Source organism: Paraburkholderia sp. SUR17, from assembly GCF_029536165.1.
GTDB lineage: Bacteria > Pseudomonadota > Gammaproteobacteria > Burkholderiales > Burkholderiaceae > Paraburkholderia > Paraburkholderia kururiensis.
This window is the reverse complement of record NZ_CP120509.1, coordinates 721,764-747,881: the sequence shown is the minus strand read 5'-3', so window position 1 is coordinate 747,881 and position 26,118 is coordinate 721,764. Positions and strand designations below refer to the sequence as shown.

Genomic DNA, 26,118 nt, shown 5'->3' with positions numbered 1-26,118 from the left:
CTCCTCACCAGTTCCACAGTGTGCCGTCTTCGAGCCGCGCGACGGGCAGCCACGCGGGATCGTAGGGATAACGTGCCGCCAGCGCTTCGTCGATATCGACGCCGTGCCCCGGCACTTCGCCCGGATGCATCACGCCGCGCTCGAAGCGCCACGCATGCGGGAAGACATCGAGCGCTGCTTCCGGATAGCCCATGTACTCCTGCACACCAAAGTTCGGCACCCACAGGTCGAAATGCAGCGCCGCGCCCATGCAGACGGGCGACAGGTCAGACGCGCCATGACAGCCCGTGCGCACCTGGTAGAGCGACGCGAGATCCGCCACGCGCCGAAGATGCGTGATGCCGCCCGCGTGCGTGAGCGTCGCGCGAATGTAGTCGACCAGTTGCTCTTCGATGAGCTGCTTGCAGTCCCAGATGCTGTTGAACACCTCGCCCACCGCAATGGGCGTTACCGTATGTTCCCGAATCAGATGAAACGCGGCCTGATTTTCGGCGGGCGTCGGGTCTTCGAGCCAGAAGAGCCGGTAGGGTTCAACGGCCTTGCCGAGGCGCGCCGCCTCGATGGGTGTCAACCGATGATGGACGTCGTGCAGCAGATGCGTGTCGAAGCCGAAGCGCTCGCGCACGGCCTCGAAGAGCTTCGGCACGAAATCGAGATACTTCTCCGTCGACCAGCTCTGCTCGTCCACCGCGCCCTTTGTCGCCGGCTCGTAGGCGCCCGCGCGTTTCGAGACGCCATATACCGAACCCATGTTCGGGATACCGCACTGAATGCGGATCGCCTTGTAACCGGCCTCGACGTGCTCAGCATAGCGCTCCAGCGCCTCGGGAAGGTCGCGGCCGGTGGCGTGGCCGTACACCATTACGCCGTCGCGCGAGGCACCGCCCAGCAGCCGGTACAGCGGCAGATTCGCGGCCTTGCCGAGAATGTCCCAGAGCGCCATGTCCACGGCGCCGATCGCCGTCATGGTGACGGGCCCACGGCGCCAGTAAGCACCCTTGTACAGGTACTGCCAGATATCTTCGATGCGGCCAGGGTCGCGCCCGATCAGTGTCGGGCACACATGGTCCTTGAGATACGAAGCGACCGCGAGTTCGCGGCCATTCAGCGTCGCGTCGCCAATGCCGTACAGCCCTTCGTCCGTCACGATCTTCAGCGTGACGAAGTTGCGGCCGGGGCACGTGACGATCACGTCCGCGCGAACGATCTTCATTCTTCGATCCTTGCAGCGAGGTGAGGGAATGACGCTTTCAGACGCACGGCGGCGAGGCTTGTGTCTGCTCGCACACGTTGCCTGCTCACGTCTTTCGATAAGGTTTGGTCATGCTACCATACAAGTATTCGCGCACAAGCCGGGATCGCCTTTTCGTCGCCCCAGGGATAACGCGGACGTCGCGCGGCATTGCGCTTGCGGCTCGTCCAGACCGCGAGGCTTGAGGCACACTCACGTGCGTCGCCCCGGCTTCTTCACTTCATTCACCCATTTCCCGCGCCGTCATGACCCTCGCTCACACATCACGTCTCACGCGGCATGCATTGCCCTCGCTCAGCCGTCATTTGCTTTCGGCCGCGTGGCACGAACCGCGCATTGGCATCGTGCACATCGGCATCGGCAACTTTCATCGCGCACATCAGGCGCTCTATACCGAAGAGGCGATGATTGCAGCGGGCGGGGAATGGGGTATTTGCGGTGTGACGCTGCAAGGCGACGTGACGAAGCGCGACGCGCTGACGGCACAAGACAGCCTTTATAGCGTGGTGGAACGCGGACCCGAAGGCGAGCGCGTCACGGTCGTGCGTGCGCTGAGCGAGGTGCTCGCCATGCCGCATGACCGGGCTGTGCTTTTTGCACGCCTCGCCGACCCGCACGTACGCATCGTCTCGCTCACCGTGACCGAGAAGGGTTATTGCCGCGATACGCGCACTGGCAACGTCGACTTCGCTCATCCCGACATCGCGCACGATCTCGCTCATCCCGCCACGCCGAAGACCGTGCCCGGCATTCTCGTGGCGGCACTGCGCGCGCGTCGCGGCAATCCGTTCACCGTGCTCTCGTGCGACAACCTTGCACACAACGGTGCGGCACTGCGGCAGGTGGTCGCTTCATTCGCGCGCGCACTCGACCCGGCACTCGCCGACTGGATCGCCGCCGAGGTCGCCTTTCCGTCCACGATGGTGGATCGCATCGTGCCGGCGACGACAGACGCCGACCGCGCATCCGCTGCGGCCGCCCACGGATACGGCGATGCTGCGCCCGTGCCCTGCGAGCCGTTTCGTCAGTGGGTGATCGAAGACCGCTTTCCGCTCGGACGTCCCGCATGGGAGTTAGCGGGCGCGCAGCTCGTGGACGACGTGACGCCGTTCGAAATGGCCAAGCTGCGCATGCTGAACGGCACGCATTCGACGATGGCCTATCTCTCGATGCTGGCGGGCATCGACACCGTGGACGCCGCGATTGCCGATCCGCAGTTGCACCGTCTGATTCACGCCATGATGACGCTGGACATTGCGCCCACGTTGCGTGTACCCGCCTCGTTCGACGTGCTCGCGTATCGCGATGCATTGCTCACACGCTACGCAAACCCTGCGCTCAAACATCGCTGCGCGCAGATCGCAATGGACGGTAGCCAGAAAATTCCGCCGCGCCTCGTCGCACCGATTGCCGAACGCATCGAGGCAAACCTGCCTTTCGATCGACTCGCACTCGCCGTCGCCGCCTGGATGCGTTTTCTGCGCGGGCGCCGCGACGATGGTACGTCGTACGAGATTCACGACCCGCTGGCCGAACGCTTACACGGGCTCGCGGTATCCGCAGGAGAGAACAATCGTGCCTTGATGGAGGCTCTGCTCGACGTGCGCGAGGTGTTTCCCGCTGCGCTGGCACAGAGCGAGCCGTTAAGACGCGCATTGCTCGACGCACTCACGGCGTTGCAGCGCGGCACGCGGGAAGCAATCGCGGCCTACGCGTGAGGTGCACGTGCCGGGAACGTCATCAGCCCGGCCGACGCGCAACGAAGTCGATCTCGACCAGCGCATCGCGCGCAAGACCTGTCACGCCGATGCAGGTTCGCGCCGGCAGTCGGCCCTTGGGAAAATAAGCGGCGTAAGTCGCGTTCATCGTGGCGTAGTCGCGCTTGAACTCGGTAAGGAAGATGCGCGTCGACACCACGTGTTCGAGGCCGAGACCCAGCCCTTCCAGCACGATGACGAGGTTGTCCATGACACGCCGCGTCTGCGCCACAACGCCTTCGGGCAATGGCGCGCTATCGTCGTCCGGCGAAGTGGGCATCTGGCCGGTGACGAAGATCCAGCCATCGCTCTCCGTGGCATGCGAGAAAGGACCCACGGGCGTCGGCGCGCCCTCCACCATCCAGAATCGCGTCGTGTTTTCCATGTCGCTGCGCTCCATTGCTCGATGCAGGTTTGCGTTACAGCCGCGAATAAGGCTCCGATAGAGCCTTTGCCGACTTGATCAGATCCTCGAGCATCAGCTCGCGCTTCTTCGGGTCCGTGTCGCGGCTCGTCATGAAGCACAGCGCCGCAACCGCAGTGCCCGCGCGGTCGCGAATCGGCGCGGCCATACAGAGCCGGAATGTATGCGAGAGGCCTTCCGTGCAGCAATACCCTTGTGCGTCGGCGTGCTGTACGTCGCGCAGGAAGTCGTCGAACGCAATGCGCGTGCTGTTTTCCAGCACGAAGTCTTCGTCGGGAATCAGCGCGCGAATCTCGTTGACGCTCAGGTGGCCAAGCAGCAGGCGGCCCGTCGCGGTCCATGGAATGGGCACTTTCACGCCGATGTCGGAGCTGATGTTGAACGGCCGCGAGCTGCTCTCCGAGAGCATCACCGTGTACTTGTTGCCTTCCAGCGTGCACAGTTGCGCCGTTTCATCGTGCTTGCGCACGAGCGACAAGATGGACTGATGCGCGCGGCTGATCAGGTCGTTGTGCGCGGCGTAGTCCGCCCCGAAGTAATGCATTTCGCGGCCGAAGAACACGCTACCGTCGCCGCTCAGTTCGAGCCAGCCGGCCTCGGAGAAAATGGCCACGAGTTCGTAGATGCTCGAGCGCGGCGCACCGGTTGCTTCGATCAGCTCGCGCATGGTCATGGGTCGTCGGGCAGTGTGCAGTTGCCTGAAGATGTCGATGATGCGTTCTACGCCTCGTGCCCGCGACGATGCGGGCGTGGAGATTCCTTCGTCTTTCTCGGCCATGTGTGTCGTGTGTCGATTCGATGTTGTCGAGGCGCCTGCCCGCAGCGCCCGGCACGCGCATGTGCGCCGCGCCGTTTCAGTGGTCCAGCACGCGATGCAGAAACTGCCGCGTACGTTCGTTCTGCGGGTTCACGAAAATCTGCTCGGGTGCGCCCTGCTCCGCAATCACGCCCTTGTCCATGAACACCACGCGGTCCGCGGTCTTGCGCGCGAAGCCCATTTCGTGGGTGACCACGACCATCGTCATGCCGTCGCGCGCGAGGCCGCGCATGACGTCGGTCACTTCGCCCACCAGTTCCGGGTCCAGCGCGGACGTAGCTTCGTCGAAGAACATGATGCCGGGCTCCACCGCGAGCGCGCGCGCAATCGCCACGCGTTGCTGCTGCCCACCGGAAAGCTGGCTCGGATAGTGCGCCGCGCGATCGGCAAGACCCACACGGTCCAGCGCTTCCATGCCACGCCGGTTCGCCTCTTCACGGTTCATGCCGCGCGCCTTGATGAGCGCGAGCGTCACGTTGCCGAGCGCCGTCTTGTGCGGAAACAGGTTGAACTGCTGAAACACCATACCCACGTGCCCGCGAATTTCCTTCGCGCGGCGTGCGTCGTGCAGCGGCACCTCGTTGACCCAGACCTCGCCGGCGTCCGCGGTTTCGAGACCGCTCATGATGCGCAACACGGTGCTCTTGCCGGACCCCGAAGCGCCGATGAGCACCAGCACCTCGCCGGGACGAACGTCCAGATTCACGTCCTTGAGCACCTGCGTGGCGCCGAACGACTTGCTGACGCCCGTGAGATTAATGACAGGTTTCGATGCAGTCGCGATGGTCATGACGGCAGCCTCCTTCGATCGTGGCGACGCACCCACTGCGAGAGCGGGAAGCAGACAACGAAATAAAGCACGGCGACGAGGCCGTAGATCTGCACGGGCTGACCGATGCGATCCACGATGGCCTGCCCACCATGCATGAGTTCCGACATGCCGATCATGCTCACGATCGACGTGTCCTTGATGAGCGAGAGATATTGGCCCACGAGCGGCGGCAGCACGATCTTGCCGGTCTGGGGCAGTACCACGGAGAAGAACGCCTGCGTCTTCGTGAGCCCCAGAATCTGCGAGACTTCCCACTGCCCTCTGGGCACGGCTTCGATGCCCGAGCGGAACACCTCGGCAATGTACGCACCCTGATAGATGCTCAGGCCCACCACGCCCGCGGCAAACACATCGATTGCATAGCCGAAGTAGGACACGCCGAAGTAGATGAACATCAGCGTGATGAGTATCGGCGTGCCGCGAAAAAGCTCGACGTAGAGCTTTGCGACGCGGGCCGTGCCCCATGGGCCGAATGCGCGCAGCACGGCCGCTACGAGCCCGATCGCCGTTCCGCCCGCGATGGACGCGGCCGAAAGCGCGAGCGTCATGAGCAGGCCCTGCAGCAGGATAGAGAGGCTGGACATCAACAGATCCGCTGACATGTCGTGTCTCCGTTTAGCCCGCTCGCGTGCGATTCGGCTCGCGCAACAGCGGCAACACGCGACGCGCACGACGTGGCGCGACGAGCGGCGGATGGAACAGATGGGCACCGATACGCCCGGCAATCCACGAGAGCGCATTGCTGAGCACGAGATACGCCACCAGCGTCACCGCGAAGGTCTGGATGTAGAGCAGCGTGCGCGAGTTGATGACCGTTGCCGTCCCGGTGAGTTCGGGCAATGCGATGGCCGATAACAACGAAGTGCCCAGCAACAGCTGGATCAGGTTATTGACGATGGCGGGATACACGGCGCGCGCGGCTTGCGGCAACACGACTTCCATGAAGATCTGCGGCCGCTCCAGCCCGAGAATGCCGGCGGCCTCGATCTGCCCGCGCGGCACGGACTGAATGCCCGCGCGAAACACCTCGGCCATGTAAGCGCCGACGTTCACACCGAGCGCAATCACGCCCGCCGTGTACGCATCGAGATTCACGCCGAGCGACGGCAGGCCGAAAAATACGATGAAGATCTGCAACAGCACCGGCGTGTTGCGGATCGCCTCGATGTAGCCGCTCGCGGCGAAACGCAGCACACGTGCGCGTGACCCGGCCGCAAGCGCAGTCACGAGACCCAACGCCAACGCAAGACAGAAGGCGAGCAGCGTCACCTGCAGCGTGAGCCATGCGGCCCGCACGAACTCGGGCACGTAGCCCCATAGTGTCAGCCATTGGTAACTCATCTCGCCTCCCTCTGCGCGTGCCGCACGCTATGCTCAGAACTGCGGGTTGAGCGGATAGCGCGGATCGACGCCGAACCACTTCTTGTACAGCTGCGCATTGAGCTTCGACGCGTTGACGTTGAAGAGGAACAGGTTCAGGTAATTGAGCCACTGCTGGTCGCCGGCCTTCACGCCGAACGCGTTGTATTCGAGCGGCACGAGTGCTTCGTCCGTCACAGCGAGGTCCGGGTCGAGCTTCGCCTGGTACGCGAGGAAGTTGTTGTCCTCGATCATCGCGTCGGCCTGGCCCTGCTTCACGGCGAGAATGGCTGCCTGCGAGCTGTCGTACTCCTGAATCTTGACGGGGATGTTGAGCGCCCGCACTTCGTCGCCGTTGGTCGACCCCTTCACGGTGGCGATAGTGCGGCCCGACATGTCCTTCACCGACTTGATGCCGCTGCTCTTCTTCACGAGCAACGCCTCGCTTGCCACCACATAAGGCGTGGTGAACGCGATCTCCTTCGCCCGCTCCAGGTTGCGCGTGAAGTTACAGAACACCACGTCCACCTTGTCAGTCTGCAGATTCGGAATGCGGTTCGCGCTGGTCGTGTTCACGATCTCGAGCTTTACGCCCATTTCCTTCGCCAGTTCCTTTGCGAGGTCGACGTCGTAGCCGTCGGGTTGTCCGTCTTTGTTGTAGAAGCCGAACGGCGCGAACGTAAGGCAATCGCCCACGCGCAGCGTGCCGCGCTGCAACACGCCTTGCAACGCGGAGCCGCCGGCCGCGGCTGCGCCTTCGCCGGGACTTGCCACTTTCGTGCAGCCTGCCAGCGCGAGCAGACCCGCTACGACGAACAAACCGGCGAACTTCGCGCTCACTCTGACGTGTTTCATTTTTCGATCCCGATACGGAGTAAAGAATCCCATGCGAATACGCGCAAAAAGACGGGCACAAGCAGGCCGCCGCATGAGGGCACGATGCGTTCGGCGACGAGATCAAGGTTGGTCGCCGCGCTGTCCGATATACCGGATCGTCGTCCGGTACAGCAGATGGAGCGCAGTGTTTCATGGAAAAAAAACGGCTGCAATGGGGAATACGCGGACCGGTGAGGATGCAGCGAGGGGGCTTCACAGCGACATGGAGCACGACAGCGAAGCTCGCTTTACCGTGGGCAGAACGCGTGTTTGCCTTGCCCTATATGCATCGATGGCGACGTGTGGGGCGGTTCGAAATGGCGTCTGAGATGCGGCGATTGATGTCGCGAAATGCGCGCGCGAACAGTGTGGCGGGTGGGGAGGCGGGTGAAACGAAAGAAGCCGAAAGACGACGAAAGACGTCGTTACGCAGCCACCTCGGGCAGACCGAGCATGTCGAGAAAAGCGCGTGCCACAGGCGTTGCGGGTTCGCCCTCTTTGCCCTTGAACACGGCTGCCAGTTCCCAGCACGGCTCGTCGGCCTCGTTGAGCGCTGCCGTGGCAATGGGCGCACCGCGCGTCTCGCGCATTCGCGCAGCGGCCACGGATTCGGGCGCCATCGCAATGGCGAGCCCTTCGGCCGCGAGATCCAGCAGCATGGGAATGTCGTTGACCTCGAAACCGATGTGCCGATGCAGTCCCGCTGCAGCGAAGGCGCGGTCCACGAGCCGGCGCATGCCCCATTCGGGACGCAGGTCTGCGAAGGTCTCTCCGGCCAGATCGGACAGGCTCAATCCATGCGCGCCGGCAAGGCGATGGCGCGCCCCGCACACCACCACCATGCCCTCGCACGCGAACATGCGCAGCCCGAGGTCATCGGGAATCGGCACGGCGGGTTGCGTGAACGCGATGTCCATGCGGCCTTCGCGAACGTCGTCGATCAGCGTGCGTGAGCCGTCGAGCGTGAGCTCGATGTCGATGCCGCTGAACGCCGCGCGAAAACGGCCCAGCGATGCGGGCAAATCGATGAAAGGGGCAAGACCGTGAATGGCGCCAATGCTGAGCCGCCCACGCGCAAGCCCATGCACCTGCGTCACGGCGTGGCGCGCCTCGCGCGCGGCCGCGAGCACGCGGCGTGCTTCTTCGAGCAGGACTTCGCCCGCAGCCGTGAGTGCGACACGACGCGTGCTGCGCACGAAGAGCGGACCGCCCAGGTCTTCTTCGAGTGCGCGAATGGAAGCTGAAAGGCCGGACTGCACCACGTTCACGCGCTGTGAGGCACGCGTGAAATGCCGCTCTTCGGCAACGGCAACGAAATGCTCCAACTGCTTCAGGTCCACGCTGCGCCTCGCAAAGTGAAAGCGGAATGAATGCAGGATTAATCGAAAATCGCGCTTAATTTAAGCACATTTTTCCATTGGAACGATAGGTCGATGTTCTATATCGTCATGGAACTCCTTACGCAATCGGTCGCGCGTCGGCCGCAATCACGGTAACCCCTCAAGCGGAGAAAGTTTCATCATGGAATATCGCCAGTTGGGCCGTTCCGGCCTCAAGGTATCGAGCCTCACACTCGGCACGATGACGATGGGCGGCAAAGGCAAATTCGCGAACGTCGGCACAGTGGGACTCGACGAAGCGCGCCGCCAGATCGACATGTGCCTCGACGCAGGCGTCAATCTGATCGATACGGCAGACGTGTACTCGAACGGCGCGTCTGAAGAGATCGTGGGCGAAGCGCTGGGCGGCAAACGCAAGAGCGGCGTGCTCATCGCCACCAAAGCACGCTTTCCGATGGGCGATGGCCCGAACGATCGCGGCCTCTCGCGCCATCATCTGATCGAGGCCTGCGAGGCAAGCCTGCGGCGCCTCAAGACCGACGTCATCGACCTGTATCAGGTGCACGAATGGGATGGCGTGACGCCGCTCGAAGAAACGCTCGAAGCGCTGGATCTGCTCGTTCGTCAAGGCAAGGTCCGTTATGTGGGTTGCTCGAACTACTCGGGCTGGCATCTGATGAAAGCGCTCGGCGTCAGCGCGCGCGATCGTCTGCCGGCCTTCGTGAGCCAGCAGATTCACTACACGCTCGAAGCGCGCGAAGCGGAATACGAACTCGTGCCCATCTCGCTTGACCAGGGGCTCGGCATTCTCGTGTGGAGTCCGCTGGCGGGCGGCCTGCTGTCGGGCAAGCATCGTCGCGACGTCACGCCTGAGGGCACGCGTCAGCTGGCGGGCTGGAAAGAGCCGCCCATTCGCGATCAGGAACGGTTGTGGTCCATTGTCGACGTGCTCGTCGACATTGCGGGCGCACGCGGCGTTTCGGCGGCGCAGGTCGCGCTCGCGTGGCTGCTGGGGCGTCCCGCGGTGGCGTCTGTCATCATCGGTGGACGCAACGAAGCGCAACTGCGCGACAACCTGAGCGCGGCCAATCTCAAGCTCACCGCGGAAGAGCGCGAGCGACTCGACAAGGTCAGCCAGCCCCCGCTGCTCTACCCGTACTGGCACCAGATGCAAACGGCAAGCGATCGCCTGGGCGCCGCAGACCTTTCGCTGATTGCGCCGTACATGAAGTAAACACGCAGGTTAGGTCCGCTGCATGGGCCGGTGCTGTGCTATACCCATAGCGCAGCACCGGCCCTTCCTTTTGTGGCCTGCGCAAACGCGGATATTCGCCGTAGCGCGATATGTCTACGGGTTGCCAGCCTTTATTTCATTTCGAAAGCTTCATTAAGCGTGCGGGCGCGCAATCCAGTCTTTTCCTGCGTTTTCCCAATATCTAGAAAAATATCTATAGTATTACCATTCCAGGTAATTGAAATACTGAAACCCCACTATATAGATAGTTCCGTAAAAATAGTCCGACTAGTTAAGGGTATACCGCGATTATTGGACAAAACCGCCTGATATAGCATTTTTTCCACGCCGCAGCCCGCCCCACCACCCACGCATGAGCGACAGGCCGGCGGCCGCCGCAGGAAGTTGTGATGCCCGGTGCCTGCTCTCTTCCGAGCTTGCGCCGCCGTTGACGATACGACACTCAACACGACGGAAACAGGAGACCATCATGGCGCAAAAGCGTGACGACGCGGATCAGGTGAACGACTCCCGGCGCGGACTATTGCAGGGAGCCGCACTGGGAACAGGGCTCGCCACGGCAATGGCATTGCTTGGCGGTGCAATTTCGCCGGCACAGGCGGCGGAAGCTGCGCCATTTCCAGGTCATAAGCGGTGGAAAATCGTATTCGTCAATCACGTGACGACGAATCCTTTCTTTGTGCCAACGCAATATGGCATTCAGGACGCGACTGCGATATTCGGCATGGACTATCAATGGACCGGGTCCGCCAATGCCGACGTCAGCGAAATGGTGAATGCGCTGAATGCGGCCGTTGCAGCAAAAGCCGATGCGATCGCGGTGCCCATTGTCGATCCGAAAGCCTTCGACAAACCCATTCAGAACGCGCTCGACGCCGGTATCCCGGTGTTCGCGTACAACGCCGACGCACCGTCGGGCACCACGAATCCGCGTCTTGCGTACATCGGTCAGGACCTGTATCTGTCCGGGTATCAGATGGGTGAGCGCATTGCGAGCCTGATCGACAGCGGACTCGTCGCGCTCTTCATCGCTACGCCGGGGCAGCTCAACATCCAGCCGCGTCTCGACGGCGCGATGGCGGCCATCAAGAAGTCGGGCAAGAACATCGATGCGCAAACCATCGCGACGGGCGCGACGGTCAACGAGGAACTCTCGAAGATCAAGTCGTTCTACCTCGGCCACCAGAACCTGAAAGGCATGTTCGCCGTGGACGCGGGCAGCACACAGGGCGTGGCCGAAGTCATGAAGGAATCGAATCTTCAGTCGAAGGGCGTACACGGCGGCGGCTTCGACCTGCTGCCGCGCACCGTGCAACTGATTCACGAAGGTGTGCTCGACTTCACGATCGACCAGCAACCCTACGTGCAGGGCTTCTATACTGTTCTGGAGGCGTTCGTGTTCCTCGCGTCCGGTGGGCTGGTGGGTCCGGCCAACATCAATACCGGTCTCAAGTTCGTGACGAAGGGCACGGTCGAGCCTTATCTCAATACGTCGACGCGCTATGAAGGCAAGAGCACCAAGGCGCAAATCGTGCCGCGCAGCGGCGGGATCAAGTCGTAATGTCTTCCGTGGCTGACAGACAGAGCAGCAGTGCCCGGCCGCAACGGCGGCTGGGCGCGATTGCACGTTCGAGCGAAACGCGCATCTTCGTGGTGGCGCTGATTCTCAGTGCCTACTTCGAATTCATGAACCGCGACTTTCTTCTGACAGGCGCGAGCCTGCAGAACCTTTCGCAGTTCATCGCGCCCGCGGCCATCATCGCGTGCGGCGAAATCATGCTGATGATCGGCGGCGAAATCGATCTCTCGGCCGGCATGGTGTTTGCGTTTGCGCCTTTCGTCATGCATTTCGCGAGCGAGGCCGGCGCGCCCGCGTGGGCCGCGGTGCTTGCCGGCGTGCTTGCGGCCGCGGCGGTGGGTTTCGTGAATGGCGCCATGACGGTGTATCTGCGCATTCCGTCGTTCGTCACTACGCTTGGCACGCTCTTCTTCGTCAACGGTTTCACATTGACCATTTCACGCGGCACGCCCGTGACGCCGCCCGAGGGCGAAGCGTTCGCTTCGTTCATGGGTGCGTGGGGCTACAGCGAAATCATCTGGGCCGTGGCGATTGCGCTCGTGATGCACGTCACGCTGCGCTACACGCGCTGGGGCCTGCACACCATTGCGGCGGGCGCCAATCCGCTGGGCGCGAGCGAGGCCGGTATCCAGATCCGTCGGCTCAAGCTCGGCAACTTCATCATTGCCGCGCTGCTGGCGGGCTTTACGGGCATTCTGGAAGGCTTTCGCATCAGTTCGATCGACCCGCAGGCAGGCGGCAACCAGATCATGTTCCTCGCCGTGGCAGCCGCGGTGATTGGCGGCACACCGCTCGCGGGCGGCTCGGGCACGATCATCGGCGGCTTCATCGGCGCGGCGGTGCTTGGCATTCTCAACGACGGCTTCACGCTCATCGGCATCAACGCGTTCACGTTCAACATGATTCTGGGCGCGGCCATTCTGGCCGCGATGATCATCAACATCCACGTCATGCGGCTTGCGCGCAAAGGAGAGCTGTGATGACGGACACCGCTACGACTCCGGTTACGGCGGCGGCAACCGTGGATGCGCTGCGCGGCGAGAACATCGTGAAGCGCTTCGGCGCGGTCACGGCGCTGGACGGCGTGAACATCCGCCTCGGCCAGGGCGAGATTCTCGGCATTCTCGGCGACAACGGCGCGGGCAAGTCGACGCTCATGAAGATCCTCACGGGCTTTCATCCGCAGACGAGCGGCAAGCTCTTCGTGCACGGCGAGCAAACGGAGCTGCGCTCCGTGGACCACGCGCGCGCGCTCGGCATTGAATGCGTCTACCAGGATCTCGCGCTTGCGAACTCGCTGAGCATTTATCACAACATGTTCCTGAACCGCGAGATCGTGCATCGCGGCCCGCTGCGCCTGCTCAATAACCGCGCCATGCGCCTGCGCGCGGCCGAGTGCCTGGAAGATATCGGCGTACACGTGCCTTCGGTGGACTTGCCTGTGGAGCAGCTTTCGGGTGGCCAGCGCCAGGCCATTGCGGTGGCGCGCGCGGTCAATTCGAACGCGCGCATCCTGCTGCTCGACGAACCGCTCGCGGCCATGGGCGCCCGCGAGGCGGGACTCATCATCGACCTCATCATGCGGCTCAAGAAAAAGGGCAACCTTTCGATCGCGATGATCATGCACAACTACGCGCAAACGCTCGACATTGCCGATCGCATCATGCTGATGCAGCGCGGCCGCGTGACTTACGAACGCGATTGCGCGAGCACGTCGGTGGCGGAGTTGATGGACATCGTGCGCCGCGAATATCGCGAAATGCGGACGGGCACGCGCTAAGCCGTTTGTGATCGGCGCGGGCCGCAGGGCGTCGCGCGCCGTTGCGCTCGTGCACCTCGATAGCGCCTTACATATTCCCTTCACCCATCACTTCAAGATCAGTCCCTTCGCGTCGCGAAGTCCCCGCCCAAAATTTCGCGGCTCGCGTGGAATAATTCTTCGTCCTGTCTGTTATTCCGGTACGCGCGTGACCGATACCGGAACGATTCGATGAACGACGACGACCTGCCAGCCGTGCTGCCCACGCTGCTTCCGCGGCTGTGGCGGTTTGCGCTGCGCCTCACGCAGAACCAGCACGACGCCGAAGACCTGGTGCAGCGTGCGTGCGTTCGCGCCCTCGAACGAAGAAATCAGCTTCAGCCTGGCACGTCGGCACTCAGCTGGCTGTTTTCGATCGTGCATTCGACGTGGCTCAACGAACTGCGCTCGCGCTCCATTCGCAGCCGCGGCAGCATGGACTGGCAGGACGACGAGATCGAGTCGTTCGCCGACCCCTCCGGACACAACCCCGAAGTCGATCTCATGCACCGCCAGGTCATTCGCGCGGTGGAATCGCTGCCGGACGCGCAGCGTGTGGTCATGGTGCTGGTGGCCATCGAAGGACTCAGCTATCGCGAAGCCGCCGAGGTACTGGACGTGCCGATCGGCACCATCATGAGCCGGCTCTCGCGCGCGAGGCTGACGGTCGGACAACAATTCGGGGTACAGGCGCCAGCCTCCACCCGCAAGGGGGAAGCACTATGACGAACGTCGACGATACGTTGCTGATGTTGTACGTGGACGGCGAACTGCCGCCCGAGCAGCGCGCCGAGGTGGAAGCCGCCGTCGCGCATTCGCCCGATCTGTCGGTACGCGTGGCGGCGTTGCGCGCATCGTGCCTGCCGTATCGCGCGGCCTACGAGCGCCAGCATCTGCCGCCCGTGCCGCAGAGCCTCACGCGCCGCATCGACGAACTCGTGAGCGTGAGCACGCCGCCGCAACGCGCAACACGGCCGGCTCGCCGCACGCAGATGCCGTGGCTCGCCGCAGCGTTCGTCGCGGGCGCGATCTGCTCCGGTGTGTTGACCGCGTATTTCGCGAGCGGAAATGCGCTGCACGCGGGCGTTGATCCGTGGGTGCGTAGCGTGGCCGACTATCAGGTGCTCTACGGTCGCGAAACGGTAGCAAGCCTCAAGGAAGACCACACCGCTACCGAGCAGATTCTCACGGACCTGAGCCAGCGCCAGGGCATGCCGATTCGTGTGCCCGACCTGCGCGAGGCAGGACTCAAGTTCAAGCGCGTGCAGGTGCTCTACTACCACAACCGTCCGCTGATTCAGATGGTGTATCTGCCTGAACGCGGCGACCCGGTCGCGCTCTGCGTGATTGAAGATACGCACGGCGACGCTCCGCTTCGCACGCAGCAAGTAGGCGAAATGAAGACCGTGACGTGGCGCGCCAACAAGCTCGCTTATGTGCTGCTCGCGCGCAACGACAGCGTCGATCTGAACGAGATGGCGCAGCGGATCGTCAACGGAAAAACGGGCGATCTGTATGGGAATGCGACGGAGAACACGCCGCGCGGAAACTCGATGACGTGAGCGTGTGTGGTCTGGATGCACGAAGTCGGCAGAGCCGTCGTCGCTCATGCTGAGCGTAGCAAGGGTGTGTGAACGCTTCTCGCCGGGTTATTTCTGTGCGGGTTCTGCCGCACGTGGCGCGTTGATGCTTCGCTCGTCGCTTGGTCGTTCATCGCGTTGCGGATTCGCTCGCCTCGCTTTGCCCTCGCGCTTCGTCTGCAACGCGGCCGCCCGCCGCCCTGCCCGCTTCCTCATCCAGATCAGGATGCCCGTCACGCTCAGCGTCGCGACCATGACGCCCATGAAGCTGATGGCGATGCGCCCTGCCGTACCGAACAGCCGCCCCGAATGCAGCGGAAACTGCGCCTGCAGAAAGAGGTCGCCCGCGCTGCCCACGCCCGGCACGGTACGCGCAATCTGCGTTCCGGTCGTGGCATCCCAATAGGTCCAGGCGTTGCCAAGGTGATAGTCGCCGTAGTCGTCACCAGGGGCGAAGTAGCCCACCGCGTAGTAGTTGCGATCCGGTGAAAAGAAGAGTCCGCCTGGCGCCGCGCGCAGCTTCAACTGCCGCCCAGCGGCGCTCGCGAGTTCGAGAACGCGTTCGCGACTCAACATCGCCGGTTGCGGCTGCGGCTGGGCTGAGGGCTTCGCCTCGCTCTCCGGCTCGGGCGCCAGCGTGGAGAACATCGACAACACAGGGCGCACAACCGGCTCCCGGAGGTTCATCGATATCGACGTGACGGCGATCACGCCCAACAGCACCCATACCCACACGCCGCCCGAGCGATGCACGTCGAAGGCCAGCGGGTAACCGCCGCGACGCACGCGAAACGCGAACGACTTGCGCCATGTCTTGAAGCTGGGAAACGCGAGCATCAACGCGATGACGCTATCAAGCGTCCATACGATGGCGACAAAACCCAGGAGCCATACGCCTGTCGCCAGGCCGCCCGCCGTGCCCGGCAGATAGAGCGTGTAGTGCAGTTCGTAGAGGAACGGCAGCAGATTGAGCCGCGAAAGCGACAACGCGCCCCATTTGCGACGGCCCTGAACTGCGCCCGTAGTGGGATCAATCGCCAGTTGATTGAAGTCGAGCGCGTAGGGCTTGCCGGTATGAGGATCGTTTCGCGGCGCGACGAGCACTTGCAACGTGCGCCCCGGCTCCGCTGCAAGCGGCAGCCAGGTCACGCGCAAGCGGGGGTCCGCGGCTTCAACGCGCTTCGCCAGTTCGAGCGACGGTAATGCTGGCCCCGACGTGTTGGCATAAAAGAACGCGGGGTTGAGCGCAGCGTCCAGTTCGCGGTGCCAGGCGATGATCGAGCCCGTGAGTCCCGAAAGGAACAGGAATACCGCTGTTCCAAGCCCGAACCAGCGATGCAGGCGAACCAGGATGGGTCTCACGGACATCTCGACGCCGCTCAGAAATCGATCTTCGCGTTCAGGCTGATCGTGCGCGGATCGCCAGGCTTCACGTAGTCGGCGTACTGGAATTCCCAGTAGCGGCGGCCCAACACGTTGTCGAGCGCGGCGCGCAGCGTGACGTCGTGAGCGCCGACGCGTGTGCGATAGGTCGCGCCCAGATTGACGAGCAGGAAGCCCGCTGCACTCAGGTCGCCCGCCTCGCGCAGCGACGTGTTGCCGGTGAACTTGGCATCCACGCCAAGCTCGAGCCCCGGCACGGCGGGCACGATGTAACCCACATGTCCTGCCACCACGAAGCGCGGCGCACCCGCCACGCGGTTACCGTTGTAGGTGCTGCCTTTCGCGTACCAGGAGTCGAGCAGCATCATGCTGCCGCCGACGTTCCACTGCGAGCCGATCTGCGCGGCGCCCGCAACTTCGAGACCCTGATAGATCGATTCGCCATCCTGAACATAAACGTTTTCGCTGTTCGCATAGGCGGCGCCACGTTCAATGCGGAACAACGCAGCCGTTGCGCTCCAGCGGTTGTGCGCCGTCTTGATGCCGACTTCGTACTGCTTGCTGCGCAGCGGGTTGAGCAGCGCACCGGCGTTCGCGTACGTCGATGCGACGGAAGCACCCGCCTCCAGCGCCTCGACATAGCTCGCGTAGACCGTCGTACGCGGGTCGAGCTTGTACATCACCGCGAACGATGGCGTGATCACGCCGTTCTTGCCGTACGACGAAGTTTGTCCGCCGGTCAGATCGAATCCGCGTTGCTCGTAGTTCGTGTAACGAATGCCCGCGAGCACGGACCAGCGGTCGGTGATCTGCACGGTGTCGCTAGCGAACAGGGCCTTTTGCGTGATGTCGCTCGCCCGATACGTGCCTGCGTTGACGGAGGGATAGTAGGCATTCAGGTTCGGCGAATAGATGTTGCCCGTGCCGATGGTGCCGTAGAAGCTGCCGTCTTCGTAGTAGTTCACCTGCTTTTGCCACGACGCACCGAACACCAGTTGATGCGCAAGCATGCCCGTTCGCACCTTGCCTTCCACGAGCGCCTGCATCTGGCTGTACTGATGCGCTTCGATGCCGTAGAAGCGCGAGTCGGTGTAGTCGCCCGAGCTGTTCGCGAGATAAAGCGTGCTTTCGTTGCGATCTCGCCGCGCGGTGCTGTAGCTGTACACGAGGCTCGCGGTCCAGTCCGGCGAGAGCTTGTAATGAATGCCGCCGGTATAGAGCTGCAGGTTCGTGTTCAGATGCTGGCCTGCGCTACTGAGGTTCCCGTTGCCGCCGCTGATCGTCGCGGGCAGGCTCGTGCCGGTGTACTGCGCAACCGAAATGGACGGCGGCTGGTTGGACGCGCTGCGCTCCTGGTAGAGCAGGTTGAAATCGGCGGAGAGCGACCGCGTCAATTGAGCGTCGAGTGCGAGCGATACCGAGTTTCGATTCAACTCGCCTTCGTTATAGGTCTTACCCTCCTCGTGCGTGGCATTGAGGCGCGCACCGAACATCTGGCTGGGGCCGAAGCGCTGGCTCAAATCGACATGCTCGCTGAACACGCCGTTGTTGCGATAGCCGATGTCGACGCTACGCACAGGCGTCGCGCCAGGCTGTTTCGTCACGTAGTTGATGATGCCGCCCGGCGTTGCGAAACCGTACATGAAGCCGGAGAGCCCCTTCAGCAGTTCCACTCGCTCGAACTGCTCGTAAGGCAGCGTGATGCCATAGCCGTTGAACGGCATGCCGTCGATCTTGAAACCGTTCTGCCAGTCGAGCTGCAAGCCGCGCACGGTGATGTAGCTGGCCCAGGCGCTGTTCGCGTCGGAGTTGTCGGAGACGGAGGCATCGCCCATGAAGATGTCGCCGAGCTTGCCCGGCTGACGCGCCGCCAGTTCCTCTTCGTCCACTACCGTGGTCGAGAACGGCGTGTCGAGCTGCGAGCGGCTGCCGAGCGCGCCCGTCGCTACCTTCGTTTCCAGATGCTGCTCGGACTCCCCCGCCGTCGCCGCGCTGACCGTCACGGCAGGTAGCACGGTGTCGCCCTGCTTCGCATCGCTCGCCGGCGCAGCGGACGGCGTCGTTGAGACACCGGCATTCGTACTGTCGGCTGTCGTCGCGGCCCAGGCAGGCTGGCCCGCGAGCCAGGAAAATGCCAAGGCGATTTGCCACGCGCACCGGTTGCGCTTCTGCGCCGGCACCGCGTGCCGCACAGCCCCGAAGTCTGTTCCCATGCTTTGTCGATTCGCTCTTTGTTGGTCTGGTGATCCACGCACAAAATCTAAATGCGAGTCATTTGCATTTAGATTTTGTGCGCATCGTACTGGAGGACTATGCAAATCGCAAGAGGAAATGCGCAGCGTGCGGAGTGGGACGGCTGGAGGGCCACCAGGAGGGCGCCCTCGCGTGACATGGCAATAGTCCGGCAACGCGGGCGTTTCGGGCGCGGCCTTGTCGACAGGGAGAAAACTGAACGGGGAAGCGTTCGCGGAACCGCGACCGGATGACGCTGAAGCAGAAGCCGCCCTGCAGCGCGCCCGAGCGAGGGCACAACAGGCAGGGCGGCGTTACTACATCTGGAGAGTTTGAAGAACAGCTAACGGTAGCGCGATACCGGTTCCGCGCAGGCGCGCGGGCGCGTCAAGGCTGCCGTGTCGTCGCGGCAGTTGGGCAAGCCGGGTCTTTACCCCAATGCCCGTCGCAGACACGCCAGCGACAGAGCTGGTCTTCGAAGAAGCCTTTCTGGCCGCACTCCTTCACGCGCTCCGCGAGGCGCACATCGCCTGCGTTCGATGCCGCGATTTTTGTCGGGGCTTGCTTCGAGGTTTCCTTCGCATTGGCCTGCTTCGCCGAAGATTGCTTCGACTGCGCAGGCTTCGCAGGCGCTTCCTTCTCAGACTCGGTGGACGGCTTCGTGCGCGCGACGAGCGCGGCCAGCAAGTCCGCGTCCGAGTCGTCGTGGGTCTTGCCGCCCTTCGTGTCGCGAGACTTCTGCGTCTGTGCTACGGCTACCGGTTTCGCCGCATGGTGGACGCCACTCGGCGCCTCATGTTTGCCGCGCGATGCGACTGTCTCATGTTGCTTGCTGTTCGCTGCAGGCGCAGCGGCAGAGGCAGACTTCGCGTTCTTCGCCGGCGCAGCCGCAAGCGTGGTGGCAGAGGCCGGTGCGCCTGTGTCCTCAGCCCCATTTGCCAGGGCGCGGGACAGGCGATTGTCGTCGGCAGCCCCTGATGCCGATGCCACGTCCGGCGACGACGCCGCGCCCGACGCATTCGGTGCACTCGCCGAATCGTCGGCCACGATGGTTGCCGCTTGCGACGCAGAAGCCGGCGCGGGGCTGGCCGCAGTGGTTTGAGCAGCGCTCGCGCCACTCGCCTGTGCCGCGGCAGTTGTTGCTGAAGTTGTCGCTGAAGTAGTCGCGGCATCGCCCTGCGCTGCGCCAGCAGGATGCGTCTGGTAGCGCCCTTGCAGTTGCCAGGCGCCCACTGCGGCCAGCGCCACGACCAGCAACCCGCCCACCACGAGCGGCTTCTTCGCGCGCGGCGGCTTCTTCTCTGCGGGAGGTACGACACGGCCTTCCAGGTTCGCGAGGATGCGCGAACCATTGGCTTCGCTTGCCGGAGCCGTATCGGAAAGCAGGCTGGGCGGGGTTCTGGAATTCGGGCTGTCCGGCGCACTCATTCGCTGTCTCATTGAATCCTTGTTTAATTCGCCGCGATAATAATGTCCGAACCTGGCGAGCAGGCTGATTCTAAAGTCTCGCATTACAAAATACAATTGCCAGCAAATTGCGGGGTGCACCTTGATTGCAGCGGTCCTTACTTTCTATTTCCTTGTCGTCGTGCTGGCCGCGGCAATGGTCCTTTTGCCGGCAGTGCGCGCATCCATTCTGGGTGCGGCCTTCCAGATTCACGGACGCGTGATGCGCCGTGCATCAGCGCATGCAATGCGCACTCGCGAGCAATTACATAAATCGGCAAAAATTTCCCAAACAACTTTAGCCGACGTGCAAAATTTGCTGATACGCCGGCGCTTGCTGATTTTTACTGCCACAGGTATTCTTGCCACGCCGCCGTTGATTGCAATTGCATTGAGAGGCCGTCAGCTATTTCAATATGACGACAATGTGCGGGTGCCCGACGAAAAAATCGCTGCCCTGCTGAATGGCGAGCAGCTCGTGCCCCCGCCGCCGCTTCCGCCGGAGGTCTTCGCCACGCAGGAAGTCGAGCAGGTGCGGCCCGCGCTGCAGGACGCGAGCCGCGACTGGAACCTGCTGGACGCCGATTTCAGAACGCGCTTATTGCTCGTGTACAAGATCATGCATGAGCAATACGGTTATCAAATGGCCTTGCTGGAAGGCTATCGCAGCCCGGAACGGCAAAACCGGCTCGCGCAGATGGGGGGAAACGTGACCAATGCCGCGGCGTATCAGAGCTATCACCAATATGGATTGGCCGCGGACAATGCCTTTTTGCGTGACGGCAAGCTGGTCATTTCAGAAAAAGATCCATGGGCCATGCGAGGCTACGAGTTGTACGGACAGACCGCCGAGCAGGTCGGTCTCACATGGGGCGGCCGCTGGAAAATGATGGATCTGGGGCACGTCGAATATCACAAGCCCGGGTTCGTATTGGGCCGCGCGCACTAAATTGCGCGAAAACGACATAAGAAAGGGGGCGCATGGGGCATTTAACAATTTCCACCGCCAGGAAATGGCGCGTTCAATCCTGTGCAAACGGGACTTTCGAACCCTTCGTCATTTTTCCTTCACGAAATTGCGATAACCGCCATGCAGTTGCTGCGGGCGGCATCTGTCGCCATCCAGACACGATCCGGCAACCGGGGCCCGCTACGCTCGCGAGACTCCAGCGCCGCTGAGCAGAACGCCGACGCGGCCGCATGCCATCCGCGCTGCGCCCACCGGCTCGAAAAGCACACCACACCGAGTACATCACCAGCACTGAACGGCACCCATGCAACGCTTTCTCACCGTGTTGACCAGTAAACGCACGCTCACGATCGTCGGCTTCATCGCGCTCGCAGCGGTCCTGTTCGTCGGCGCGAGCCTGCTCGATCTACCGCCGCTATGGCCGGCGCTCGTGCTGGGTGCGCTCGTCGCGCTATGGCTCGTGGTGTGGCTCGTGCGGCGCCTGCGTGCACGGCGCGCCAATCGCAAGCTGGGCGAAATGCTCGAACAGCAGGCCGAGACCGACAAGGCCGCGGCAGCAGCCGCGCCGCCTGCACGTCAGGCCGAACTCGACACGCTGCGCGCGCGCCTCATCGATGCGGTCAAGACCATCAAGACGTCCAAGATCGGTCAGGTCTCGGGTGGCTCGGCGCTTTACGAGCTGCCCTGGTACATCGTGATCGGCAACCCGGCTGCGGGCAAGAGCAGCGCCGTGCTGAACTCGGGGCTGCAGTTCCCCTTCGCCGACAAGAACAACGCCGTGGTGCACGGCATTGGCGGCACGCGCAACTGCGACTGGTTCTTCACGACCGAGGGCATCCTGCTCGATACCGCGGGCCGCTATTCGGTGCACGAGGAAGACCGCAGCGAATGGCTCGGCTTTCTCTCGCTGCTCAAGCGGCACCGTCCGAAGGCGCCCATCAACGGCATCATCGTGACCGCGAGCATCGCGGAACTCACGGGCAATCGCCCCGAATTCGCAATCAACCTCGCGAAGAACCTGCGTCAGCGTGTGCAGGAACTTACCGAGAAGCTTGAAGTGTTCGCGCCGGTCTACGTGATGTTCACGAAGGCCGACCTCATCACGGGCTTCAGCGAATTCTTCGGCGGCAACGACCGCAACGAATACGACCGCGTGTGGGGCGCCACACTGCCCTACGAGCCCGACGAGAAACGCGACATCGTCGCGCTCTTCGACGAACGTTTCGAAGAACTCTACGAAGGCCTGAAAGAGATCAGCGTCGCGCAACTCTCCATCAGCCGCGGCAACAAGCTCTCGCCGGGGCAACTGAGCTTTCCGCTCGAGTTCTCCACCATCAAGCCGGCGCTGCGCGCGTTTCTCGCCACGCTGTTCGAGAACAACCCGTTCCAGTACAAGCCCATCTTCCGCGGCTTCTATTTCACGAGCGCATTGCAGGAAGGCGAAACGAACAGCGCCGCCGCGCAACGCATCGCGAACCGCTTCGGGCTCTCGGCGGAAGGCTTGCCGCAACCGCAAGGCGCCGTCTCGCGATACGGCTTTTTCCTGCGCGATCTGTTCTCCAAGGTGATCTTCGCGGACAAGCAAACGGTGCGTCAGTTCGCAAGCCCGGCGAAGACACGGCTGCGCTATGCCACGTTCTTCGGCTTCGTCGCGGCGCTCGCGCTTGCGCTGGGCGGCTGGACGTGGTCCACCATCGGCAATCAGCAACTCACGGCCAACGTGCAGGCGGATCTCGATAACGTGGTGCGCCTGCAGCAGAACCGCAGCGACCTGCAATCGCGCCTGCAGGCCATGGACATTCTCGAAGACCGCATCGAGCAGCTCGAACAGTTCCGCCACGACAAGCCGCTTTCGGTTTCGCTCGGACTGTATCAGGGCGACCGGCTGGAGCAGCATCTGCTCGCCGAGTACTACAACGGCGTCAAGCAGATCCTGCTCACGCCCGTTTCGCAGAACCTCGCGTCGTTCCTGAAGGACGTCAACGCGCATCCCGACCAGCTCGCGCCCATGACGCGCGCGCCCGAATCCGGCGCAATGCCCGTCTCCGCACACGCGGCAATGGCCTCCACGAGCCAGGGCGGCCTCTATAGCGACGCGTCGCCCACGAACGTCGAAGATGCCTACAACGCGCTGAAGACGTACCTCATGCTCTCGGACAAGCGCCACGTCGAGCAGGCCCATCTCACCGACCAGCTCGCGCGATTCTGGCGCGGCTGGCTCGAAACGAACCGGGGCAACATGCCGCGCGACGAGATGATCCGCAGCGCCGAGCGCATGATCACGTTCTACCTCTCGCGCGTCACCGACGACGACTGGCCGATGATCGACGAGAACCTCGCGCTCGTCGACCAGACCCGCGAAAACCTGCGCCGCGTGGTGCGCGGCATGCCGGCACGCCAGCGCGTCTACGAAGAAATCAAGGCACGTGCCTCCACGCGTTTTGCGCCAATGACGGTGGCGCGCATCGTCGGCGAATCGAATAACGGCCTCGTGGCCGGCAGCTACGCGATTCCGGGCACCTTCACGCGCGAAGCGTGGTTCCAGTACGTGCAGCCCGCCATTCGCGACGCCGCCACGAAGGAACTGCAGGCGAAGGACTGGGTGCTCAACACCTCGGCCACCGACGACCTCACGCTGGAAGGCAGCCCCGAGCAGATCCAGAAGGCGCTCGTGCAGATGTACAAGACCGAGTACGCGCAGCACTGGCAGAAGTTCATGCAGGGCATTGCCGTGCAGAGCTTCGGCAGCTTCAACCAGGCGGTGGACGCCATGAACCGCCTGGGCGACCCGCAGGATTCGCCCATTCGCAAGGTGCTGGAAACCGCGTACGACCAGACGTCGTGGGATAACCCCTCGCTTGCCAATACCGTGTTGAAGAGTGCGCAGGCCGGCGTGACGGGCTGGTTCAAGAACCTGTTCTCGCGCGCTCCGGCGCCCGCGCAAACAGCGAACGTCGACATCAACGGCAATCCGGTCGAGCTGCCCATGGGTCCCATCGGGCAGGAATTTACCGGGCTCGCGCGCATCGTGCAGACGCACGAGGGCACGTCGCTGCTGCGCAATTACATGGATTCGCTCTCGAAGGTGCGCACGCGCTTCAACGTGCTGAAGAACCAGGGCGACCCGGGGCCGGGCGCGCGTCAGCTCATGCAGCAGACGCTGGACGGCAACGGCTCCGAACTCGCCGACTCGCTGAAGCTGGTGGACGAGCAGATGCTGACGGGCCTCACGGATTCGCAACGCAAGGCGCTGCGTCCGCTGCTCGTGCGTCCGCTCATGCAGGCCTACGCCGTGGTAATTCAACCCGCTACCGTGGAGGTCAACAAGATCTGGAACGCGCAGGTGTACCAGACGTTCCAGACCTCGCTCGCGAACAAGTATCCGTTCTCGGGTGACGCGAAGATCGAAGCCGGCGCGGGCGAGATCGCCCAGGTCTTCGGGCCGGACGGCGCCATTGCGAAGTTCGTGGGCACGACGCTCGGACCGCTCGCGGTACGCCGCGGCGACACGCTCACGGCACGCACATGGGGCGACATGGGCCTCGCGCTCACGCCCGACTTCACGAACGGCTTCGCCCGCTGGGTAGCGCCGCTTTCGGGCGGCGCGGCAGGCAGCGGCCAGTCATCGAGCGAGCCGCAGACCGTATTCCAGATCCTGCCGCAGCCGGCCACCGGCACGACCGAGTACACGATCGCCATCGACGGACAGCAACTGCGCTACCGCAACACGCCGCCGCAATGGACCAACTTCGTGTGGCCGAACCCGCAAGGCTCGCCGGGCGCCACGCTCACGGCGACCACCTTCGACGGCCGCACGCTGCAGCTCGTGAACGAGCCGGGACGCTACGGTCTCGAAAAGCTCATCAACTCGGCGCAACGCAAGCGCCGCCCGGACGGCACGTTCGATCTGTCGTGGACGCAGGGCAACGTCACGGTGGCGGTCAGCATGCGCATCATCAGCAGCTCGCAGCCGACGGGCGGCGGCAGCAGCAGCGCTGGCTCCGGCGACGCGCCTCAGCAGCAAAGCCTGCGTGGGCTGCGACTGCCCTCCTCCGTGGCCGACGTGAGCGCGGCCACGGCGCTGACCGCGCCGATGGTCCCGGCAGCCGGAGCAGCATCCGCGTCAGGCGTCGCCACGCCGGGCGTCGCACCCGCCGCGAACGCCGGCGCAGGCACGCAGTCATCCGCTGTCGTATCGGCAGCATCGCATTCGGGGAGTGCGCAATGACGCAAACCGTAGAGGCGCAGATCGCCTACTTTGGCAAGATCCCGTCGCGCGGCGACTTCGTGAAAAGCGCGCATAACCCGCAACTGCTCCAGACGCTCGACCACTGGATCGCCCAGGCCATGGAACTGCTCGCGGAAGACCCGCGCTGGAAGATCGTCTACGAAGACGCGCGGCCCATGCACTTCGCGTTTCTCGGCTCGCGCAGCCGGCTCGCCATTGCGGGTCACATGATGGCGAGCCACGACGTGTCGTCGCGGCGCTTTCCGTTCCTTGCCGCCACGGCGCTCGAAGTCAACCAGCCGCTCGCGTTCCTCGCGCGCAGCCCGCTCGCGTTTGCGCGGCTCTGGTCACGTGTGGCCGCGCAGATGAAACCGCTGCTGGGCGCCTCGGAGCCGGCGGGCGCGCTCCAGGCGCTGGGCGAAACGCTCGTGCCCATCGAGACGAGCGCAGGTCCCGGCAGCCCGCACGACGGCACTTTCAACGATTTCGTGGAACACCAGACGCTCGCCGGACTCGAACAGATGCTGCTCGCAAGCGGCCACCCGGTGAAACTGCGCGGCGCGATGCTCGCGCTCGGTTCGCTGCTGCGGCCCGTGATGACGAGCGGCTCGTCGCATCTGGAGCGCGGTCTCACGCTGCCGCTGCCGACAGACCCGTTCTATCGCAGTCTCGTTGCCGCGTTCTGGCTCGAGCTGATTGCGCCCTTTGTTGCGCACGCCGACTTCGAGCTGGCCATCTTCATCGGCACGATCGCCTCGCGCGAGCGGCTCGTGGTGGGCTTCAACGGTGCCTCGGCGAAGACGCTGCACAGCGTCGTCGATCCGCAGGCGTACGCGGCGCACAACATCGACATCGACGATCCCGAGTGGATCGACGCTCATGCACAGAACGACCATGGAATCAGCAAGCTTGTCAGCTATCTCGACCAACCGCAGCTTTCGTTGCGTATGGCCATCGACACGTTTCGCGAAGCGTTCGTCGCAGCATGAC

At 63.3% G+C, this 26,118-nt stretch carries 21 protein-coding genes; 10 read left to right on the top strand and 11 right to left on the bottom strand.

The window, feature by feature from the left end; genetic code table 11:
• Window positions 1–4 precede the first annotated feature (4 nt).
• Entirely contained in the window at window positions 5–1,213 is a 1,209-nt protein-coding gene (manD, locus tag P2869_RS20815) for a D-mannonate dehydratase ManD (RefSeq protein ID WP_277599408.1), read from the bottom strand.
• Window positions 1,214–1,497: 284 nt separating this feature from the next.
• Between manD and P2869_RS20810 the strand changes: the two genes are divergently transcribed.
• Window positions 1,498–2,970 (top strand): mannitol dehydrogenase family protein, encoded by a 1,473-nt coding sequence (locus P2869_RS20810; RefSeq protein ID WP_277599407.1) that lies wholly within the window; start codon window positions 1,498–1,500, stop codon window positions 2,968–2,970.
• Between the two features lie 22 nt (window positions 2,971–2,992).
• Here P2869_RS20810 and P2869_RS20805 read toward each other — a convergent pair whose 3' ends face one another.
• The 7 genes from P2869_RS20805 to P2869_RS20775 all read right to left on the bottom strand — a co-directional run bounded on the left by P2869_RS20805 (window position 2,993) and on the right by P2869_RS20775 (window position 8,657).
• Complete coding sequence (locus P2869_RS20805; RefSeq protein ID WP_277599406.1) at window positions 2,993–3,394, bottom strand: RidA family protein; 402 nt, start codon at window positions 3,392–3,394, stop codon at window positions 2,993–2,995.
• A 34-nt stretch (window positions 3,395–3,428) separates the two neighbouring features.
• A complete protein-coding gene (locus P2869_RS20800) occupies window positions 3,429–4,190 on the bottom strand; it encodes an IclR family transcriptional regulator (RefSeq protein ID WP_277599909.1) in 762 nt (253 codons plus the stop codon).
• A gap of 97 nt (window positions 4,191–4,287) precedes the next feature.
• Window positions 4,288–5,040 (bottom strand): amino acid ABC transporter ATP-binding protein, encoded by a 753-nt coding sequence (locus P2869_RS20795; RefSeq protein ID WP_277599405.1) that lies wholly within the window; start codon window positions 5,038–5,040, stop codon window positions 4,288–4,290.
• The gene (locus P2869_RS20790; RefSeq protein ID WP_126876527.1) at window positions 5,037–5,684 is read right to left on the bottom strand and encodes an amino acid ABC transporter permease; all 648 of its coding nucleotides are present in this window, start codon (window positions 5,682–5,684) and stop codon (window positions 5,037–5,039) included. Before P2869_RS20790 ends, P2869_RS20795 begins: the two co-directional genes overlap by 4 nt.
• Window positions 5,685–5,697: 13 nt before the next feature.
• A complete protein-coding gene (locus P2869_RS20785) occupies window positions 5,698–6,423 on the bottom strand; it encodes an amino acid ABC transporter permease (protein WP_277599404.1) in 726 nt (241 codons plus the stop codon).
• 33 nt (window positions 6,424–6,456) lie between these two features.
• Window positions 6,457–7,296 carry a transporter substrate-binding domain-containing protein gene (locus P2869_RS20780; protein ID WP_042301261.1) on the bottom strand — a complete coding sequence of 280 codons (840 nt, stop codon included), beginning with the start codon at window positions 7,294–7,296 and terminating at the stop codon, window positions 6,457–6,459.
• 446 nt (window positions 7,297–7,742) lie between these two features.
• Window positions 7,743–8,657 carry a LysR family transcriptional regulator gene (locus P2869_RS20775; protein WP_017777339.1) on the bottom strand — a complete coding sequence of 305 codons (915 nt, stop codon included), beginning with the start codon at window positions 8,655–8,657 and terminating at the stop codon, window positions 7,743–7,745.
• Between the two features lie 181 nt (window positions 8,658–8,838).
• Here P2869_RS20775 and P2869_RS20770 point away from each other — a divergent pair, with 181 nt between their 5' ends.
• The 6 genes from P2869_RS20770 (at window position 8,839) to P2869_RS20745 (ending at window position 14,851) form a co-directional block, all read left to right on the top strand.
• Window positions 8,839–9,891: an aldo/keto reductase gene (locus P2869_RS20770; RefSeq protein ID WP_277599403.1), complete on the top strand. Its 1,053-nt coding sequence runs from the start codon at window positions 8,839–8,841 to the stop codon at window positions 9,889–9,891.
• 490 nt (window positions 9,892–10,381) lie between these two features.
• Window positions 10,382–11,473 (top strand): sugar ABC transporter substrate-binding protein, encoded by a 1,092-nt coding sequence (locus tag P2869_RS20765; protein ID WP_126876531.1) that lies wholly within the window; start codon window positions 10,382–10,384, stop codon window positions 11,471–11,473.
• Window positions 11,473–12,471: an ABC transporter permease gene (locus P2869_RS20760; RefSeq protein ID WP_277599402.1), complete on the top strand. Its 999-nt coding sequence runs from the start codon at window positions 11,473–11,475 to the stop codon at window positions 12,469–12,471. Before P2869_RS20765 ends, P2869_RS20760 begins: the two co-directional genes overlap by 1 nt.
• Complete coding sequence (locus P2869_RS20755) at window positions 12,471–13,271, top strand: ATP-binding cassette domain-containing protein (RefSeq protein WP_017777335.1); 801 nt, start codon at window positions 12,471–12,473, stop codon at window positions 13,269–13,271. The genes P2869_RS20760 and P2869_RS20755 overlap by 1 nt, the downstream gene beginning before the upstream one ends.
• 210 nt (window positions 13,272–13,481) lie before the next feature.
• Window positions 13,482–14,015, top strand: coding sequence for an RNA polymerase sigma factor (locus tag P2869_RS20750; RefSeq protein WP_017777334.1), 534 nt, complete (start codon window positions 13,482–13,484; stop codon window positions 14,013–14,015).
• Complete coding sequence (locus P2869_RS20745) at window positions 14,012–14,851, top strand: zf-HC2 domain-containing protein (RefSeq protein ID WP_017777333.1); 840 nt, start codon at window positions 14,012–14,014, stop codon at window positions 14,849–14,851. The genes P2869_RS20750 and P2869_RS20745 overlap by 4 nt, the downstream gene beginning before the upstream one ends.
• 87 nt (window positions 14,852–14,938) lie before the next feature.
• Here the strand turns inward: P2869_RS20745 and P2869_RS20740 are convergent, their stop codons facing one another.
• From P2869_RS20740 to P2869_RS20730, 3 genes are all read right to left on the bottom strand, one after another.
• Window positions 14,939–16,237, bottom strand: a complete 1,299-nt coding sequence (locus tag P2869_RS20740) for a PepSY-associated TM helix domain-containing protein (RefSeq protein ID WP_277599401.1) — start codon at window positions 16,235–16,237, stop codon at window positions 14,939–14,941.
• Window positions 16,238–16,248: 11 nt separating this feature from the next.
• On the bottom strand, window positions 16,249–18,465 hold the full coding sequence (locus P2869_RS20735) for a TonB-dependent receptor (RefSeq protein WP_277599400.1): 2,217 nt from the start codon (window positions 18,463–18,465) through the stop codon (window positions 16,249–16,251).
• A 406-nt stretch (window positions 18,466–18,871) separates the two neighbouring features.
• On the bottom strand, window positions 18,872–19,912 hold the full coding sequence (locus P2869_RS20730; protein ID WP_277599399.1) for a hypothetical protein: 1,041 nt from the start codon (window positions 19,910–19,912) through the stop codon (window positions 18,872–18,874).
• A gap of 121 nt (window positions 19,913–20,033) precedes the next feature.
• Here P2869_RS20730 and P2869_RS20725 point away from each other — a divergent pair, with 121 nt between their 5' ends.
• From P2869_RS20725 to tagF, 3 genes are all read left to right on the top strand, one after another.
• On the top strand, window positions 20,034–20,879 hold the full coding sequence (locus P2869_RS20725; RefSeq protein ID WP_277599398.1) for a M15 family metallopeptidase: 846 nt from the start codon (window positions 20,034–20,036) through the stop codon (window positions 20,877–20,879).
• 325 nt (window positions 20,880–21,204) lie between these two features.
• Window positions 21,205–25,128, top strand: coding sequence for a type VI secretion system membrane subunit TssM (gene tssM, locus P2869_RS20720; protein WP_277599397.1), 3,924 nt, complete (start codon window positions 21,205–21,207; stop codon window positions 25,126–25,128).
• The gene (tagF, locus tag P2869_RS20715) at window positions 25,125–26,117 is read left to right on the top strand and encodes a type VI secretion system-associated protein TagF (protein ID WP_017777327.1); all 993 of its coding nucleotides are present in this window, start codon (window positions 25,125–25,127) and stop codon (window positions 26,115–26,117) included. The genes tssM and tagF overlap by 4 nt, the downstream gene beginning before the upstream one ends.
• Window position 26,118 lies beyond the last annotated feature (1 nt).

Excerpts from the sequence above, each read along its gene's own strand:
- P2869_RS20740 (WP_277599401.1), bottom strand. The coding sequence starts at position 16,237 with ATGTCCGTGAGACCCATCCTGGTTCGCCTGCATCGCTGGTTCGGGCTT.
- P2869_RS20785 (WP_277599404.1), bottom strand. The coding sequence starts at position 6,423 with ATGAGTTACCAATGGCTGACACTATGGGGCTACGTGCCCGAGTTCGTG.
- P2869_RS20780 (WP_042301261.1), bottom strand. The coding sequence starts at position 7,296 with ATGAAACACGTCAGAGTGAGCGCGAAGTTCGCCGGTTTGTTCGTCGTA.
- P2869_RS20790 (WP_126876527.1), bottom strand. The coding sequence starts at position 5,684 with ATGTCAGCGGATCTGTTGATGTCCAGCCTCTCTATCCTGCTGCAGGGC.
- P2869_RS20795 (WP_277599405.1), bottom strand. The coding sequence starts at position 5,040 with ATGACCATCGCGACTGCATCGAAACCTGTCATTAATCTCACGGGCGTC.
- P2869_RS20770 (WP_277599403.1), top strand. The coding sequence starts at position 8,839 with ATGGAATATCGCCAGTTGGGCCGTTCCGGCCTCAAGGTATCGAGCCTC.
- tagF (WP_017777327.1), top strand. The coding sequence starts at position 25,125 with ATGACGCAAACCGTAGAGGCGCAGATCGCCTACTTTGGCAAGATCCCG.
- P2869_RS20805 (WP_277599406.1), bottom strand. The coding sequence starts at position 3,394 with ATGGAAAACACGACGCGATTCTGGATGGTGGAGGGCGCGCCGACGCCC.
- P2869_RS20735 (WP_277599400.1), bottom strand. The coding sequence starts at position 18,465 with ATGGGAACAGACTTCGGGGCTGTGCGGCACGCGGTGCCGGCGCAGAAG.
- P2869_RS20750 (WP_017777334.1), top strand. The coding sequence starts at position 13,482 with ATGAACGACGACGACCTGCCAGCCGTGCTGCCCACGCTGCTTCCGCGG.
- tssM (WP_277599397.1), top strand. The coding sequence starts at position 21,205 with ATGCAACGCTTTCTCACCGTGTTGACCAGTAAACGCACGCTCACGATC.
- P2869_RS20765 (WP_126876531.1), top strand. The coding sequence starts at position 10,382 with ATGGCGCAAAAGCGTGACGACGCGGATCAGGTGAACGACTCCCGGCGC.
- P2869_RS20810 (WP_277599407.1), top strand. The coding sequence starts at position 1,498 with ATGACCCTCGCTCACACATCACGTCTCACGCGGCATGCATTGCCCTCG.
- P2869_RS20760 (WP_277599402.1), top strand. The coding sequence starts at position 11,473 with ATGTCTTCCGTGGCTGACAGACAGAGCAGCAGTGCCCGGCCGCAACGG.
- P2869_RS20745 (WP_017777333.1), top strand. The coding sequence starts at position 14,012 with ATGACGAACGTCGACGATACGTTGCTGATGTTGTACGTGGACGGCGAA.
- P2869_RS20755 (WP_017777335.1), top strand. The coding sequence starts at position 12,471 with ATGACGGACACCGCTACGACTCCGGTTACGGCGGCGGCAACCGTGGAT.
- P2869_RS20730 (WP_277599399.1), bottom strand. The coding sequence starts at position 19,912 with ATGAGTGCGCCGGACAGCCCGAATTCCAGAACCCCGCCCAGCCTGCTT.
- manD (WP_277599408.1), bottom strand. The coding sequence starts at position 1,213 with ATGAAGATCGTTCGCGCGGACGTGATCGTCACGTGCCCCGGCCGCAAC.